Source organism: Candidatus Kaistella beijingensis (genome assembly GCF_020084865.1).
Lineage (GTDB): Bacteria > Bacteroidota > Bacteroidia > Flavobacteriales > Weeksellaceae > Kaistella > Kaistella beijingensis.
This window is the reverse complement of the sequence record NZ_CP071953.1, coordinates 758,701-774,708: the sequence shown is the minus strand read 5'-3', so window position 1 is coordinate 774,708 and position 16,008 is coordinate 758,701. Positions and strand designations below refer to the sequence as shown.

General features: G+C 37.5%; 17 protein-coding genes. 12 read left to right on the top strand and 5 right to left on the bottom strand.

Features of this window, described 5'->3' with window-relative positions:
* Positions 1 to 54: 54 nt before the first annotated feature.
* Positions 55 to 882 carry an SAM hydrolase/SAM-dependent halogenase family protein gene (locus J4771_RS03655; protein ID WP_224136519.1) on the bottom strand — a complete coding sequence of 276 codons (828 nt, stop codon included), beginning with the start codon at positions 880 to 882 and terminating at the stop codon, positions 55 to 57.
* A gap of 127 nt (positions 883 to 1,009) precedes the next feature.
* Between J4771_RS03655 and J4771_RS03650 the strand changes: the two genes are divergently transcribed.
* Positions 1,010 to 1,969: a PhoH family protein gene (locus tag J4771_RS03650; protein ID WP_224136517.1), complete on the top strand. Its 960-nt coding sequence runs from the start codon at positions 1,010 to 1,012 to the stop codon at positions 1,967 to 1,969.
* Between the two features lie 184 nt (positions 1,970 to 2,153).
* Positions 2,154 to 2,633, top strand: a complete 480-nt coding sequence (locus J4771_RS03645) for a porin family protein (protein ID WP_262900186.1) — start codon at positions 2,154 to 2,156, stop codon at positions 2,631 to 2,633.
* A 157-nt stretch (positions 2,634 to 2,790) separates the two neighbouring features.
* On the opposite strand, the gene ffh is transcribed toward J4771_RS03645, so the two are convergent.
* Positions 2,791 to 4,158 carry a signal recognition particle protein gene (gene ffh, locus J4771_RS03640; RefSeq protein ID WP_224136513.1) on the bottom strand — a complete coding sequence of 456 codons (1,368 nt, stop codon included), beginning with the start codon at positions 4,156 to 4,158 and terminating at the stop codon, positions 2,791 to 2,793.
* A gap of 340 nt (positions 4,159 to 4,498) precedes the next feature.
* Between ffh and J4771_RS03635 the strand changes: the two genes are divergently transcribed.
* The 8 genes from J4771_RS03635 to atpG all read left to right on the top strand — a co-directional run bounded on the left by J4771_RS03635 (position 4,499) and on the right by atpG (position 10,555).
* Positions 4,499 to 4,780 (top strand): AtpZ/AtpI family protein, encoded by a 282-nt coding sequence (locus J4771_RS03635; protein WP_224136511.1) that lies wholly within the window; start codon positions 4,499 to 4,501, stop codon positions 4,778 to 4,780.
* An 88-nt stretch (positions 4,781 to 4,868) separates the two neighbouring features.
* Complete coding sequence (locus tag J4771_RS03630) at positions 4,869 to 5,270, top strand: hypothetical protein (RefSeq protein ID WP_224136509.1); 402 nt, start codon at positions 4,869 to 4,871, stop codon at positions 5,268 to 5,270.
* A gap of 222 nt (positions 5,271 to 5,492) precedes the next feature.
* Positions 5,493 to 6,614, top strand: a complete 1,122-nt coding sequence (gene atpB, locus J4771_RS03625) for a F0F1 ATP synthase subunit A (protein WP_224136507.1) — start codon at positions 5,493 to 5,495, stop codon at positions 6,612 to 6,614.
* A gap of 61 nt (positions 6,615 to 6,675) precedes the next feature.
* Positions 6,676 to 6,870 (top strand): ATP synthase F0 subunit C, encoded by a 195-nt coding sequence (gene atpE / locus J4771_RS03620; protein WP_224136505.1) that lies wholly within the window; start codon positions 6,676 to 6,678, stop codon positions 6,868 to 6,870.
* Positions 6,871 to 6,969: 99 nt separating this feature from the next.
* Positions 6,970 to 7,467 carry a F0F1 ATP synthase subunit B gene (gene atpF, locus J4771_RS03615; RefSeq protein WP_224136503.1) on the top strand — a complete coding sequence of 166 codons (498 nt, stop codon included), beginning with the start codon at positions 6,970 to 6,972 and terminating at the stop codon, positions 7,465 to 7,467.
* A gap of 1 nt (position 7,468) precedes the next feature.
* A complete protein-coding gene (atpH, locus tag J4771_RS03610; protein ID WP_224136501.1) occupies positions 7,469 to 8,008 on the top strand; it encodes an ATP synthase F1 subunit delta in 540 nt (179 codons plus the stop codon).
* A gap of 18 nt (positions 8,009 to 8,026) precedes the next feature.
* Entirely contained in the window at positions 8,027 to 9,604 is a 1,578-nt protein-coding gene (atpA, locus tag J4771_RS03605; RefSeq protein WP_224136499.1) for a F0F1 ATP synthase subunit alpha, read from the top strand.
* A 93-nt stretch (positions 9,605 to 9,697) separates the two neighbouring features.
* Entirely contained in the window at positions 9,698 to 10,555 is an 858-nt protein-coding gene (gene atpG, locus J4771_RS03600) for an ATP synthase F1 subunit gamma (RefSeq protein WP_224136497.1), read from the top strand.
* A 49-nt stretch (positions 10,556 to 10,604) separates the two neighbouring features.
* Here the strand turns inward: atpG and J4771_RS03595 are convergent, their stop codons facing one another.
* Genes J4771_RS03595 through J4771_RS03585 form a run of 3 tightly spaced genes read right to left on the bottom strand, consistent with a single transcriptional unit; the run spans position 10,605 to position 13,231 of the window.
* The gene (locus J4771_RS03595; RefSeq protein ID WP_224136482.1) at positions 10,605 to 12,488 is read right to left on the bottom strand and encodes a tetratricopeptide repeat-containing sensor histidine kinase; all 1,884 of its coding nucleotides are present in this window, start codon (positions 12,486 to 12,488) and stop codon (positions 10,605 to 10,607) included.
* A 10-nt stretch (positions 12,489 to 12,498) separates the two neighbouring features.
* Complete coding sequence (locus J4771_RS03590; RefSeq protein ID WP_224136480.1) at positions 12,499 to 12,774, bottom strand: LytR/AlgR family response regulator transcription factor; 276 nt, start codon at positions 12,772 to 12,774, stop codon at positions 12,499 to 12,501.
* Positions 12,755 to 13,231, bottom strand: coding sequence for a LytR/AlgR family response regulator transcription factor (locus tag J4771_RS03585; RefSeq protein WP_224136478.1), 477 nt, complete (start codon positions 13,229 to 13,231; stop codon positions 12,755 to 12,757). Before J4771_RS03585 ends, J4771_RS03590 begins: the two co-directional genes overlap by 20 nt.
* A 234-nt stretch (positions 13,232 to 13,465) precedes the next feature.
* Between J4771_RS03585 and J4771_RS03580 the strand changes: the two genes are divergently transcribed.
* Together J4771_RS03580 and J4771_RS03575 are read left to right on the top strand one after the other, a co-directional pair.
* Positions 13,466 to 13,936 carry a T9SS type A sorting domain-containing protein gene (locus tag J4771_RS03580; protein WP_224136476.1) on the top strand — a complete coding sequence of 157 codons (471 nt, stop codon included), beginning with the start codon at positions 13,466 to 13,468 and terminating at the stop codon, positions 13,934 to 13,936.
* 43 nt (positions 13,937 to 13,979) lie between these two features.
* Positions 13,980 to 15,896 carry an autotransporter outer membrane beta-barrel domain-containing protein gene (locus J4771_RS03575; protein ID WP_224136474.1) on the top strand — a complete coding sequence of 639 codons (1,917 nt, stop codon included), beginning with the start codon at positions 13,980 to 13,982 and terminating at the stop codon, positions 15,894 to 15,896.
* Positions 15,897 to 16,008 lie beyond the last annotated feature (112 nt).

Genomic DNA, 16,008 nt, shown 5'->3' with positions numbered 1-16,008 from the left:
AAAAACAGCCGGTTCACTTGAGCCGGCTGTTTTATTTCAAAATTTTATCTTCTGTTATTCAAACTCTATAAAAATATTTTCTCCCACCTTCAGTCCGAATAGGTTTTTCGCACCGCTCGTGTTGTTACCTTTGTAAACGGTAAGCTCCAACAATCCCGCGTCGTTGAAAATGGCGGCAGACTTTCCGTGGTATTCATGCTCCTTGTTCCAATCGGAAACCAAATCCGTGTACTGATTGTAAATTTTTGACAGAGCAAGATTTCTAAATTTTACAATAAAGCTTTGGAAACCAACGGCATTTTTTTCAAAAAACTTCCTGCTTATGTTTGAAACAACATTTCCAAAATTGTCGATATACATAATTTCACCAATGATCATTTTTTCGCTTTCATTAAAAACAGCTCTTGGAAAAGAAAGTTGTTTCGGGTTTTTCAGTTTTCTGCCAATAACTTCTGGTAAGCCCCCATTTTGAAGATGAACAGCAACGGGTACAAATATATCAGTTGATGGAAAATTTACCTCGTCATCAAATCTGTTGTTCAGCGTAATTTCGTAAACAGCTTCAGGTTTGATATCATAGAAAATCAAACTTAATACGCCATTGTCGGCTGCAATAAAATAATGTCCGTCCGCTTGATAAAGGATACATTTCCGGTCTTTGTGGTAAAAGCTGTCGACCGAAATGATGTGCACGGTTCCCGCAGGAAAAAAAGAATAGGCATTTCTTACAACATACGCTGTTTGCAAAAGATTGTATGCCTGAATATCGTGGGAAATATCAATCACTTTAACATCTTCCTTCAGACTTAATACCTTACCTTTCACCGCAGCAACCCTGTGATCAATAAGTCCGTAATCTGAAGTAAAAGTTATAACTGCCATCTAAAATATCGTGAATGGCAAATTTAAGGCAAAAAAATATTTTTTCCCTCAATGTGGAAAAGTAAAAAACATTTATTTGAAAATTATTTGATACATTTAAGCAAAATAATAATTAATACAATTATAGATGTTTGAACTGAATTATGACCTTGCAGGAATTGATGCCAAAACATTTTACGGCGTAAATAACCAATATTTTAATCTACTCAAATCAAGCTTTCCCACCTTAAAAATTACCGGAAGAGATCATTATGTTTTCGCGATGGGAAACCAGCAAGCGCTTGATGTTTTAAAGCAGAAACTTGACGATATTGTAAACTATATTTCGAAAAACAATTCCATTACTTTAAAAGATGTTGAGAATATTTTGAACATTAAAGACGAAACCGAAAAGCAACTGGTTTTCGATCAAGATATCATTGTGAAAGGCGTTAATGGCAAAGTCATTAAGGCCAAAACTACCAATCTCAAAAAATTAGTTAAAGAGACCGAAAAAAAAGACATGGTTTTCGCAATAGGACCAGCTGGAACTGGCAAAACTTATACCAGCGTCGCATTGGCGGCACGGGCTCTGCGCGATAAGGAAGTTAAGAGAATTATTTTGACAAGACCTGCAGTTGAAGCAGGAGAGAGTCTGGGATTTCTTCCCGGTGATTTGAGAGAAAAACTCGATCCATACTTACAGCCGCTTTATGATGCGTTACGGGATATGATTCCGCACGAAAAGTTGGAAGGCTTCATAGAAAAAAAGGTGATTGAAGTGGCTCCCCTTGCTTTTATGAGGGGTAGAACTTTGGATGAAGCTTTTGTAATACTTGATGAAGCACAAAATACAACACACTCTCAAATGAAGATGTTTTTGACCAGGATGGGAGCCAACGCAAAATTTATTATCACAGGTGATCCAAGCCAGGTGGATTTACCGATGAAACAGAAATCTGGTCTGAAAGAGGCCATGCGAATTTTAAAAGATGTGGAGGAAATTGGTTTTGTGCATCTTACGGAAGAGGACGTTGTAAGACATCCAGTAGTAAGGAAAATTATCAATGCTTACGGAAAAGAGGAGAAAAGACTTCGAGATGAATAGCTCCGAAAATTTATATTATTTGGAGGTTTAAGGTTTTACTACGTTATTTTACGTATTTTGAAAAAAAATTCTCTAAAAATTGTTAAAAATTTGTTAATTAGGAAAAACTTTTTATATTTGCTGCACAATTAATATTTTAATCATGAAAAAATTATTTTTAGCAGCTGCATTTGCAGTATTTGGAATGGGGCTATCACAGGCTCAAGTAGTAACAGGTAATTCATTAATTACCGCAAAAATCGGTTTCGGTGGTAACTATGTTGGAGGTGGTGCAAAGGCAGGTTTACCAATGGGACTACAGTATGAATATCAATTAAACGACAAATTCCGTTTGGGAGCTTCCCTTGATTATCAATCTACAAAACTAGCGAATGCATGGGCTGGAAAAGATTGGAAATGGACTCTTCTTTTTGCAAGTGTTGTTGGTAATTACGTTTTTGTAAATGATGCAAAATATGATGCTTATGTGGGAGCAAAACTTGGTTATGTGAATGTATCTTTTGATGACGGAGGTTCAGGACTTCCTTCAACTTCATCAAGTGGTGTAGGATATGGAGGACACGTAGGTGGTCATTACTGGTTTACAAATTCACTTGGATTAAATGCAGAGGTGGGATATAGTTCTTTTTCAATCGCAAATGTAGGTTTAACTTTCAAACTGTAAACAGAATCAATAAGATAATAAATTCCCAACACAATGTTGGGAATTTTTTTATGATTAATATAAAAAAATCAGAAATCAAAAACATCCCGAATCGCAAAATTCGGGAATTTTCATGTTGTTAATTTCTTAATTCTAATTTCGTAATTGGTACTTCAAATTATCTTCCAAAAAGATTTCCGCCCATTCCAGGCATTTTCGGCATTCCTTTGCTCATCATTTCCATCATCTGTTTTCCTTGCGGTCCCTGCATCATCTTCATCATTTTACCCATTTGCTCGAATTGTTTCATCAACTGATTCACGTCTTCGATTTTTCTTCCCGCACCTTTTGCAATCCTGTTTTTTCTTTGGGTGTTGATGATGGATGGTCGCCTTCTTTCATCAGGAGTCATGGAATGGATAATCGCTTCAATATGTTTAAAGGCATCGTCTTGAATATCCACATCTTTAATCGCTTTACCAACTCCCGGAATCATTCCCATCAAATCCTTCATATTTCCCATTTTCTTGATTTGATTGATTTGTTTTAAGAAATCATCAAAACCAAACTCATTTTTGGCAATTTTCTTGTGTAGTTTTTTTGCTTCCTCTTCATCGAATTGTTCCTGCGCTCTCTCCACAAGGGAAACCACGTCACCCATTCCAAGAATTCTGTCCGCCATTCTTTCAGGATAGAAAACGTCAAGCGCTTCCATTTTTTCTCCCGTGGAAATAAATTTAATCGGTTTTTCAACCACGGAACGAATGGTTAAAGCAGCTCCACCACGAGTATCACCGTCTAATTTCGTCAAAACAACTCCGTCAAAATTCAAGGCATCGTTGAATGCTTTCGCCGTATTCACCGCATCTTGTCCCGTCATGGAATCCACCACGAACAGGGTTTCATTCGGTTTGATGAAATAGTGAACGGATTTTATTTCATTCATCATCTGCTCATCAATCGCCAAACGTCCCGCTGTATCGACGATTACCACATCATGATTATTTTCTTTGGCAAACTTCACTGCATTTTCAGCAATCGCAGAGGGATTGGTTGCTCCGGGTTCTGTATAAACAGGGATTCCGGTTTGTTCTCCCAAAATTTTCAATTGGTCAATCGCAGCCGGTCTGTAGACGTCACAAGCGACCAATAGTGGTTTTTTGCTTCTTTTCTGTTTTAAATAATTCGCCAATTTTCCCGAGAAAGTCGTCTTACCCGAACCTTGCAAACCTGCAATCAAAATAACGCTCGGTTTTCCGGAAAGGTTGATTCCTTCGTGAGTTCCACCCATTAAATCCACCAATTCGTCATGAACAATTTTAGTCATCAACTGTCCGGGAGTTAAACTTGTGAGAACATTTTGTCCCAAAGCTTTGTCCTGAACTCTTTTGGTTAAATCTTTCGCAACTTTGTAGTTCACATCGGCATCAACCAAGGCACGACGGATTTCTTTTACCGTTTCTGCAACGTTGATTTCGGTGATTTTTCCACGTCCGGAAATATTGTGAAGAGCTTTATCTAACTTATCCTGTAAACTGTTGAACATTGTTTTTTATTTAAGATTTGCAAAAATACAAAATAGAATCTAACCAAATTGAATTTTAATCACGCAACGAAAGCAATGACATGTTTAGTTGCTATTCATTATATCTACGCTAAGTCGTTTCACTTATCGAGGTAAGACTTTGAAAACCCACCGTTTCTTTATTTTCAAATGATTTTCAATAATCGTAGGATTTGATTCGCTCGTTTTCAATTGCTAATTGAAAAGCCTTCGCGTGTTTTTAAGAGGTTTTATTTTGAATTTTCTTTACGACTATTGCGTCTATATTTCTTAGCTTATATTGCATTCATTAAATAATTCTAAATTTGCAAAAACAAAAAAAATGTCCCACGAAAATCCAACCGAACAGGAATTCAGCAAACAAGACGAAGAAAAATTTGAGAAAAACGGGCTTCGTCAATACGGCGTTTATTCCGCGATAGTTTTCCAAATGCTTGCAACAATGGGATTCGCTTTTTGGGGCGGGAAAAAATTGAACGATTATTTCGAAATTAAAAACAACCTTTTAACAGTCGGCGTTGGTTTTCTCGGAATGGGACTCGCTTTCTATATGCTTTTGAAGCAACTGAAAAATGTTCAGGGTGAAGCTAAAAATAAGAATTAAATCAATTATTCAATAGGAACGGGCTTTAGCCCGTTTTCAATATCATGAAACTCAATCGGCTTTAGCCAAAACTTAAAATATTCATTAAATGAAATTAAAAAACAACACCTTATATATTATTCTCTATTTTTTAATGTTTTTCGTCCATTTCGGGATTTGGCAACTTTTGAAGGTCGGTTTCGAGACGACTTTCATCAAATATTATCTTTTCCTCACGATGCTTTTTATGATGGTGATTACAATTCTTTCCATTATTAAAAAGATTTACCCGACTTATATTGGTTTCGCTTTTATGGGTTTGGTGATGTTTAAATTGATGATAATGTTCTTGATTATGAAGAAGTTAAATTTAAGCGAGGTTCCCAATTATAAAATGCACTTCATCATTCCTTACTTAATTTCACTTTTATTGGAAACCCTCTATTCGGTGAAACTTATTCAGAAGGAAGATTTTTCAAATGCTGAAAATTCCAAGAAAGAATCTGAATAAGTTGTTGCCCAATATTTTGAAGATATAGTTTTTGATTTCATTATTAAAATCAAATAATTTTTACGAATCATTAAAAGTTTCAATGAATATAAACGAAAAATTAAATCCTCTGATTTCCATTAAGAAAGACAAATCCAAAAGATGAAAAAAATCAGTAAAATTTGACTTTTATATTCTGATAATTTGTCCTATTTTTGCAAAACTTTAAAATAAGATATATCAATGCTGAAAAGAGTAGTACTTGTATTAGGTTTTTTATCGACATTTTCAACAGCATTTGCACAGCACGAAACTGCAGTGGCAACCGCACCTGAACACGGAACTGAAGTTGCAGCGCCGCTTTCGGAAAAAGAAAAAGCTCTAGAGGAAGTTAATGCGTTCAAGCAGCACCACATTTTAGATTCTCACAGTTTCAATATCATGGTGGAGAAAAAAGCCGATGGTACTGAAAAACATTGGGGTTTTCCGTTGCCTGTAATTTTCTACGATAAAGCAAACGGACTTCATACCATGATGAGTTCAGCGTTCGACCATGATCAAGTGGCAGAAAGCAAAGGTGGTCACTACAAACTTTTCCATGAAAAAATCTTAAAAACAGATGCTAACGGAACCATCAACCTTGATGAGCATCACCACGCTACCAACGAAAAAGTATTGGACTTTTCCATTACCAAAAGCGTTTTGATGATTATCGTGACGGCGTTGTTGATGTTGTGGATTTTCGGTTCTATGGCGAGAAATTATAAGAAATCTTTAGTTCCGACGGGAGTTGGTAAAATTTTCGAGCCATTAATTCTTTTCATCAGAGACGATATCGCCAAACCAAACATCGGTCCGAAATACAAGAAATACATGGGTTATTTATTGACGGTGTTTTTCTTCATTTTATTCTTAAATATCTTTGGTTTGATGCCATTCGGAATCAACGTTACAGGAAATATCGCGATTACTTTTGCTTTGGCTTTGATCACGTTTATCATAACTCAATTCACTGCGAACAAAAATTATTGGCAGCACATTTTTTGGATGCCGGGAGTTCCTGTTCCAATGAAGTTGATCATGTTGCCAATCGAACTTTTAGGATTATTTATCAAGCCTTTCTCACTTTTAATACGTCTTTTTGCGAATATGTCTGCAGGTCACTTAATCGTGATGAGTTTGATCGGATTGATTTACGTATTTAAAAATGTGATTGCAGGTGTTGCGTTCCCGTTCCTTACTTTCGTACTTTATTTATTGGAAGTTTTGGTAGCGTTTTTACAGGCGTATATCTTCACGATGCTTTCTGCGGTTTACTTCGGAATGGCAAATGAGGAACATCACCATGAGGAAGCACATCATTAAGAAAGAGGAAGAAACAAGTAAAAATAAACAAGTTTAGACTAATTTTTTAAAATTATATATTATGGAAATGCCAAAAATCATTGGTGCAGGTTTAGTAGTAATCGGAACAGGTATCGGTATCGGTAAAATCGGTGCTGCTGCTTTGGAAGGTATGGCTAGACAACCAGAACAAGCTGGTAAACTTCAAACTGCGATGTTGATCGCTGCGGCTCTTGTAGAAGGGGTTGCGTTTGCTGCATTATTCGCTGTAAACTAAGAAGTTGCAAAATCTATCACTTGCCGGGAACGGTTGGTTACGGCAAGTGGTTTTTTAAAAAATTACAAAAATTAATTACAATTTTATTTTATAACTCTTATGGGATTATTAGAAAATTTTTCATCAGGTTTATTCATCATTCAGTCGGTTATCTTTTTAGTACTGATTTTCGTTCTTAGAAAGTTCGCATGGAAACCCATTATGGATGCCGTAAACGAAAGAGAAGTGACCATCGTTGATTCTTTGAATCAGGCAAAATTGGCAAAACAGGAAGTTCAGAATTTGAAGGCTGAAAACGAAGTAATCATCCGTGAAGCAAAAGTGGAGCGTGATAATATTTTGAAGGAAGCAAGAGAAATCAAAGACAGAATCGTAGGTGAAGCTAAAGATGCTGCAAAAGCGGAAGGTGATAAAATGATTGAGCAAGCGAGACAATCCATCCAAGCTGAAAAAGCTTCTGCAATGGCGGATATAAAAAACCAAATCGGTGCACTTTCTGTAAACATCGCAGAATCGATTTTGAAGCAAAAGTTGGATAACGACGGTGCACACAACACTTTGGTGGAAAATATTCTTAACAAATCTAATTTGAACTAAAATGCTTACAAGTAAAGTAGCAAAGAGATACGCACAAGGTTTGCTGAATTTCACGCAGGAAAGTGGAAATACTTCTACTGTTTTTGGTGAAATGGGCGACGTTGTGAAAACCATCGCGGGTTCGAAGGAATTGCAGAATTTTTTCAATTCGCCGATTATCGACGTGAAAAAGAAAATCAGTGTTGCAGGTGAAATCTTCAAAAGTTTTTCTCCGGTAACGCAGAACTTGATTCAGTTGGTCATCAAACACGGAAGAGAAAATCAGTTGCAGAATATCGCACAGGAATTCATCAATAAAGTGGAAGACATGAACGGTGTTCAAAGAATTACATTGACTTCGGCTTCCCAACTTTCCAATGAAAACATCAACAACATCTTGAAATCAACCAACTTGGTGAATCACGACAACAAATTCGACGTGAAATCCATCATCAATCCTGAAATTTTAGGAGGATATATTTTAAGAGTTGGTGACCAACAAGTGGATGCTTCAGTGAGAACCAAATTGAGCAAACTGAAAAAAGAATTTCAATTAAATTAAGACAAAAACAACCATAAAATGGCAGAAATAAATCCGGCAGAAGTATCTGCAATTCTTAAACAGCAGTTGGCAAACTTCGACACACAAAGCAATGTGGAAGAAGTGGGAACTGTTTTGACCATCGGTGATGGTATCGCTTTGGTGTACGGTTTAGAAAATGTTCAGTACGGTGAATTAGTAAAATTCGAAAGCGGTATTGAAGGTATCGTTTTGAACCTTGCTGAAGACAATGTGGGTGTTGCACTTCTTGGTGAATCCAAATTGGTAAAAGAAGGTGATACCGTAAACAGAACCAAAAGAATTTCCTCAATCAAAGTTGGTGAAGGAATGTTGGGAAGAGTAGTAGATACTCTTGGAAACCCAATCGACGGTAAAGGTCCAATCACAGGCGACCTTTATGAAATGCCACTTGAAAGAAAAGCACCGGGTGTAATTTTCCGTCAACCGGTAAATGAGCCACTTCAAACCGGTATCGTTGCAATCGACTCCATGATTCCAATCGGAAGAGGACAGAGAGAATTAATCATCGGTGACCGTCAAACCGGGAAAACTACCGTTGCGATTGACACGATTTTGAATCAAAAAGAATTTTACGACGCAGGTCAACCAGTATATTGTATTTATGTTGCAGTGGGACAAAAAGGTTCTACCGTAGCACAAATCGTTCAAACTTTGGCGGATAAAGGAGCTTTAGCTTACACGGTTGTTGTAGCTGCAAACGCTTCTGACCCTTCTCCAATGCAGGTTTATGCACCAATGGCGGGAGCTGCAATCGGTGAATATTTCCGTGATACAGGAAGACCGGCTTTGATTATTTATGATGACTTGTCTAAACAAGCGGTTGCTTACCGTGAGCTTTCTCTACTTTTGAGACGACCACCGGGACGTGAAGCTTATCCAGGAGACGTTTTCTACCTTCACTCAAGATTGTTGGAAAGAGCGGCAAAAGTTATTGCCGACGACACAATCGCTGCACAAATGAACGATTTGCCAGAATCTTTGAGACCAATGGTTAAAGGAGGTGGTTCGTTAACAGCACTTCCAATCATCGAAACTCAAGCGGGAGACGTTTCTGCATATATTCCAACCAACGTAATTTCAATTACAGACGGACAGATTTTCTTGGAATCCGACTTGTTCAACTCGGGAGTTCGTCCTGCGATCAACGTAGGGATCTCTGTATCGAGAGTAGGTGGTAACGCACAGATCAAGTCAATGAAGAAAGTTTCTGGTACGTTAAAACTTGACCAAGCGCAGTACAAAGAATTGGAAGCGTTTGCGAAATTCGGTTCCGACCTTGATGCTTCTACACTTGCCGTAATTACTAAAGGTGAGAAAAACGTAGAAATCTTGAAACAGCCGGTAAACTCTCCATTAAGAGTTGAAGACCAAGTTGCAATGGTTTACGCAGGAACTGAAAACTTGTTAAGAAACGTTCCTGTAAGAAAGGTGAAAGAATTTATGAAAGAATATACAGAATTCTTGAAATCTAAGCATCCAGAAACGATGTCTGCCATCAAAGCAGGAAAAATTGACAATGCAGTAACTGATGTTTTGAAGCAGTCTGCTACAGAATTAGCTTCGAAATACAACTAAAATAATTGTTTGATGGATTTGGTATTGTTTGACCTTGTTTGAACAATATCAAACCACTTCAGACTTTCAAACCATATCAAACCTTTTTGAGGAATGGCAAATTTAAAGGAAATACGCGGAAGAATTACTTCAATCTCTTCTACAATGCAGATTACGAGTGCGATGAAAATGGTTTCGGCAGCGAAACTAAAGAAAGCAACCGATGCGATTGTAATGTTGAGACCTTACTCCGAAAAATTGCAGGAAATTATCGAAAATGTAAGTTCCACAACCGATTTGGAAGAAGTAGGAACTTATACTGCTGAAAGAGAAGTGAAGAAAGTTCTTTTCATTGTAGTGACTTCAAACAAAGGACTTGCAGGAGCTTTCAACTCTTCTGTAATTAAAGAACTGAACCACGCAATCAGCAATACAAGGCACGAAGTTGAAATTCTTTCCGTTGGTAAAAAAGTATACGAAGCGGTTAGAAAGAACAGAACGGTTTATGACAACCAAAGTGCAATCTTCGATTCGATGAGTTTTGAGGCGGTTTCCAACTTTATGGAACACGTGATGAAGGATTACAGAGAAGGGAAATTCGACAAAGTTTTTGTGATCTACAATAAATTCATCAACGCGGCAACTCAGGAAGTGAAAACCGAGCAAGTTCTTCCAATCAAGATGGCGGAAAAAACTTCAAGTGTAAACACCGACTATATTTTTGAGCCGAATGCGAAAGAAATTCTTGATGTGTTGATTCCTAAATCAATCAAAACGCAAGTTTACAAATCAGTTTTAGATTCCATCGCATCAGAACACGGAGCGAGAATGACGGCAATGCACAAAGCAACCGACAACGCTCAAGCTTTGAAAAACGACCTTGTTATTTTCTATAACAAAGCGCGTCAAGCAGCAATTACCAACGAAATCTTGGAAATTGTAGGCGGAGCGGAAGCACTGAAGAATTCGTAAGAAATTTAGAAATCTATATTGAGAGCATCGAAGTTTTTCGGTGCTTTTTTTATTGTGGGATTTCCAATTGCACAGAAGTTCCTGTCGCATTTTTTTCTTCGTCGGTCAAATCAAGAATTTTTAAAGAATATTCTTTAGCATAAAAATTTTCAAGTCTTCGTTCAGAAATAATTAACCCTTGCGATTCTTTCCGGTTTGAATTTGCGGAGTTAATTTCCTGTGATTTTTTTCTGCCGATTCCGTTGTCAATAATTTCGATGAATAGTCGGTTGTTTTGGATTTTAGAAATTTTCACCATCAGTATTTTATCTCCCTTCTTTAATGCCAAACCGTGCCAAATTGCATTTTCCACAAAGACCTGCAGAAGAAATGCAGGAACTTTTACCGATTCGGAATCTACGGTTTCATCAACTTCTATCTTATAAAAAATTGAACCCCCAAATCTCATATTTTCAATAGAGAGATAATTTTCAATATTTTCCAGCTCTTGCTTTAAAGTCGTTTCTTTTTGTTGTATTCCAGTGAGGATATTTCGGAAAATTCTTGCGAATTTGTTGAGATAAAATACAGAATTTTGGGTGTCATTCTTAACGATGAACGATTTTATTGAATTCAGTGCATTAAAGATAAAATGTGGATTCATTTGCAGGCGGATCAAATCTTGCTCCATCAATAGCATTTTCCTTTCTTGCCTCAACTGTTTTTGCCTGCTTATGAAATAATAAAAAATCCCACCAATAATAAACAACAGCAGCAAGATCGAAAAGACAACTTTGTTGGAGTTCATTTTGATCATCATTTCTTCCTTCGCCGTTTTCAGCTCGTTGATTTCATTTTTTCGTTTTTCCAGGAGATATTTGTTTTTCAGTTCGCTTATGCTTCGCAAAGTGCTCTGGTTGTTGAACTTTTCTTTTTCCGTAGCATAAATTTTATAGTATTTTAATGCCGAATCTGAATTCTTTTCCTGTTGGTAAAGTTGGGACAGCAGTTCATAAGCATCAATTTTTGAAGAAATGAAATCATTTTTTTCGGCAATATTCAATCCTTTTAAAATGGTACTTTTTGCCTTGGGATTACTTTGCAGCAAGTAAAGCCAACCTGTGTTGATGTAAGAAAGCGAAATATAGAAATTATCTTCGATTGCCTCTGCTTTTGGTATCGTAGGTAGAATGTACTTTTCGGCTTTTGCCAGATTGTTTTGTTTTAAATACACGCTCCCAATGCTGTTGTTACAAATGAGTCTGCCTATTTCGGAATTGATTTTTTCGTTGTAAAGAAGTGATTGCTGGTAATTTTTTAATGCGGTTTCCAGGTCATTTTTCTTTTCGAAAATTCCGCCGATGTTTTGGTAATTTATTGCTAAACCTAATTTATTGTTAATTATTTTTTCAATTTTTAGCGACCTTTGAAAGTATTGCAGGGCGTCATCCAAATGGTTCATGGTGAGGTAAACATTTCCCAGGCTGTTGCACGAAATTGCCACGTTTCGTAAAATGGTTTCGTTTGGATTTTTGATGGATTCTGCTAGTTCCAGCGCTTTTTGATGATGTTCAATGGCCGGAATAATTTCATCCTTTCTTCGAAAAACAACGCCCAATAAATTTTCGCTGATGATGATTTGCTCCAGATTGTCATTGCTTTTCGCAATTTTTAGCGCTTTTTGATGAAGATTAAAAGCGTCTGAATATTTAGATTTGTCGCGGTAAAACACCCCAAGTTTATTCAAGAAAAACGATTGGGCAGTCCCATTTCTATTTTTTTCACTTAAGGTCAGGAGTTTTAGCAAAGAAACCGTGTCGCCGGAAATTTTTCTGTAAGTGGTATCTAAAAGAGCGTTGTCGGTTTTTAAATTTCGGGTAATATCCTTGAAGGTCTCCTGCGATTGGAAAAACAACGAAAAAAATGATATGAAAAAAGTAACGATGGGTTTCATCAGGATAAGTTCAGAAACGGTCCAAGAAACTCGATTTTTTCTGCCTTGAAACCGGAATTTTAATATTGTTGCTCAAAATCACATACGAGTCGTTTTTCAAATATTCCTGCACTTTGTTCATGTTGATGATATACGAATGGTGAATCCTGAAAAAATCGTCTGTAAGTTTTTCTTCAAGCTGTTTTAGGGGAGTTGAGATCAAAATTTTTTTTTCGTTTTCAAGATAAATGGTGGAGTAGTTCCCGTCGCTTTCACAGTAGATGATTTCATCGGGCTGCAGAAACATCAGTTTTCCGTCGGTATTGATGATGATTTTTTTTGTGGCCTTCTTTCTCTGCTTTCCGGTAGAGTTTTTCTTCAAAATAATTGATGAAAAGGTGCTCGTTTTTAAAGTTCTTAATTTTATTGATGCACTCCTTTATTGCAGCAGAATCGGTTGGTTTTTGCAGGAAGTCAAGACATTGTTTTTTGATTGCAGGCAAAGCATAATCCTGATAAGCGGTTGTAATGATCACCGCAAAATTCCTTTTAGCAAACTTTTCCAGGAATTCAAAACCGCTCATTTCCGGCATTTCAACGTCAAGAAAAACGGCGTCTGTTTCATTTTTTTGTAGAAATTCAATGGCATTGTGGGCATTGTTAAAGGTTGCAGCAACTCGAATTTCGTCCTTGAAATTTTCCAATTCCCACTGTAAGCATTCTAATGCGTCGGGTTCGTCATCAATTAAAATTGCAGTAATCATCGGTTTAGTTTTATTCAAAGTTAAAAATTAAATGTGAATAATTATTATCCATCTTTTTACCAGTAAATGCAAAACTGTTTTTTTGAGAATTGTTTTTTTCGAAATAAGAAGTTTCCAGAACCATTTATACAGAATTTCGTGCAAACCGTACAAAAAATATTGTAGTATAATTATTTTCTCGTGAATTTTGAACATCAAAAAAACTAATAACCAATTTTTTAAAAAACACTAACCATGAAAACTTTATTTACGCTCTTGGCTTTTGCTGTTTTCTGTAATTGCCGAGCGCAAACTTCGGTGAACGCATCCGGAGGCGATGTAGGGAGCGCTACGGGTAGCCTCAGTTATTCGGTAGGGCAGGTTTTTCAGGAAACTGTAATTGCCGGTAATAATTCTACTATTCAGGGAGTTCAGCAACCTTTTGAAATCACGACACTGGGCGTGGATAATTTTGCATCCATTACGGTGGAAATGAAAGTCTATCCCAATCCCACCTCATCCATTCTATTCTTGAATTTTGCAGATTTTGCCAAAAGAAGTTCCTCTTATGAACTTTTCGACACGTCTGGAAAAATGATTAGAAATGCTAAAATTCAAAGCAAAGAGTCACAAATTGATTTGCAGCAAAGTCCTTCGGGAATATATATCTTGAAAGTTTCAGCTGAAAATGTCGTTTTGAAAACATTTAAAATCATCAAAAAGTAATTTACCAAATCATTAAAAAATAACAACTAAAAACAACATAACCATGAAAAATTTTACTCTTAAAGTGCTTGCGATTTTTATTCTTTTGCTTTTCCAAGGAATTTATGCGCAATCACCGAATCTCATTAGTTATCAAGCGATCGTAAGAGGCGCAGGAAATGCAGTTGCCGCTAATAAAAGTATCGGGGTGAAAGTAAGCATTTTGCAAACTTCCGCATCTGGAACTGTGGTTTACCAGGAATCATTCACCCCAAATCCAACGACCAATGCAAACGGTCTACTTACGTTGCAAATTGGTTCTGGAACTCCAATTACCGGCACTTTAGCTGGAATTAACTGGAACACAGGTCCCTATTTTGTAAAAACGGAAATTGATCCGAACGGCGGGACTGCTTATTCACTTATATCAACTTCTCAACTATTAAGTGTTCCTTATGCATTGAGCGCAAAAACTGCACAATCTGTTGCAGGAATTACAGGGACAAACAATAAAGTACCCAAATTCATTTCAGCAAACAGTTTGGGTGATTCGCAGATTTCGGACAACGGAACATCGGTAGGAATTAATGTAGGGACATTGGACCCCAACATTAGATTCCAGGTTCAGAGTACAACCGGCGCCAATTCATTCAGGAGTACCTTAGTCGGAGTTCCGGCAACTTCTATTGCAACGGCAGGATCAATTTATGGTGAATCCACAACAGGTATCGGGGTCATTGGTGTGAGCAGCTCTCAAAACGGCATTTATGGCCTCGCTTCAGGAACTCTTGGTGGAACTGTAGGTGTCAACACCGGTACCGGAAAAGGAATATGGGGTGTTGCTACAGGAGCAGGAGTTGCCGGTTTTTTTGACGGCGGAACTTCCGGCAAGGGACTTATCGTAAGCAATGGCGCAACCGGAATAGGTACAGAAAATCCTACCGGAAGACTTACCGTAATGCAACCTTCAACCCCAGTCGCCGGAATCGACAATTACCCGGCTATTTCCGGGTACTCTTATACAGCGGCTGCAAGTTTGAAAGGAGGAGTTTACGGTTATTATAATACAGCGAATTACGGTACCGGAATTCACGGTATAGGGTACAATGGGGTGGAATTTACAGATGCCAATTCTAATTTTGGGACTGGTAATCAGGATGTCGGCGTTTTTGGTTCTGCAAATACAGCGGGAGTTGAAGGCGTTTCCACGGCTGGAATAGGGGTTGTGGGATACAACAAAAACAGTTCGTTTGCAGCAACCACAGGAGTTGGAAATACCTATGGAGTTTATGGTTTTGCAAACACAATTGGAGGTGCCACTGTTCCTGCCACGCGTTACGGAGTTTATGGTTTTGCCTCAGGAGCTGCAACAAATTATGCCGGCTATTTTAGTGGTAATGTACAGGTTACCGGATCACTTGCTAAAGGCAGCGGTACGTTCAAAATCGACCATCCACTCGACCCCGAAAACAAATACCTCTACCATAGCTTTGTAGAAAGTCCAGATATGATGAATGTGTACAACGGAAACATCACCACTGATTCCAATGGAACAGCTTATGTGAAAATGCCGGAATATTTCAGTGCCTTGAATAAGGATTTTAGGTATCAGCTAACGGTCATCGGTACTTTTGCGCAGGCAATTATCTCGCAGGAAATCAAAGAGAATACATTTGTCATTAAAACCGATAAACCAAACATCAAAGTAAGTTGGCAAGTGACGGGGGTTCGTCAGGATAAGTTTGCAAATGCTCACCGAGTAATTCCTGAAGTTGAAAAAGAACAGGAAATGAAAGGTAAGTATCTACATGCCAAAGAATGGGGTAAACCTGAAAGTCAGAGCATTGATTTCAAAAGTAGACCCTTGGATAAAATGCCCGAAACCGGCATGAAGGGAAGAACATCGGAAGGCAATGTGAAAGCTGTACAAAATGAGAAAACAGAAAAAGGCGAAGTAGCAGGTGTGACCATTAAAAATTAATCCCAAAAAAATACATAATTATTTAGCAAATCGGCTGTTCTTAATAAGGCAGTCGATTTTTTTTTATTGTTTACATTTATGATTATCAATTGGTTATTAATTACTTGAATGG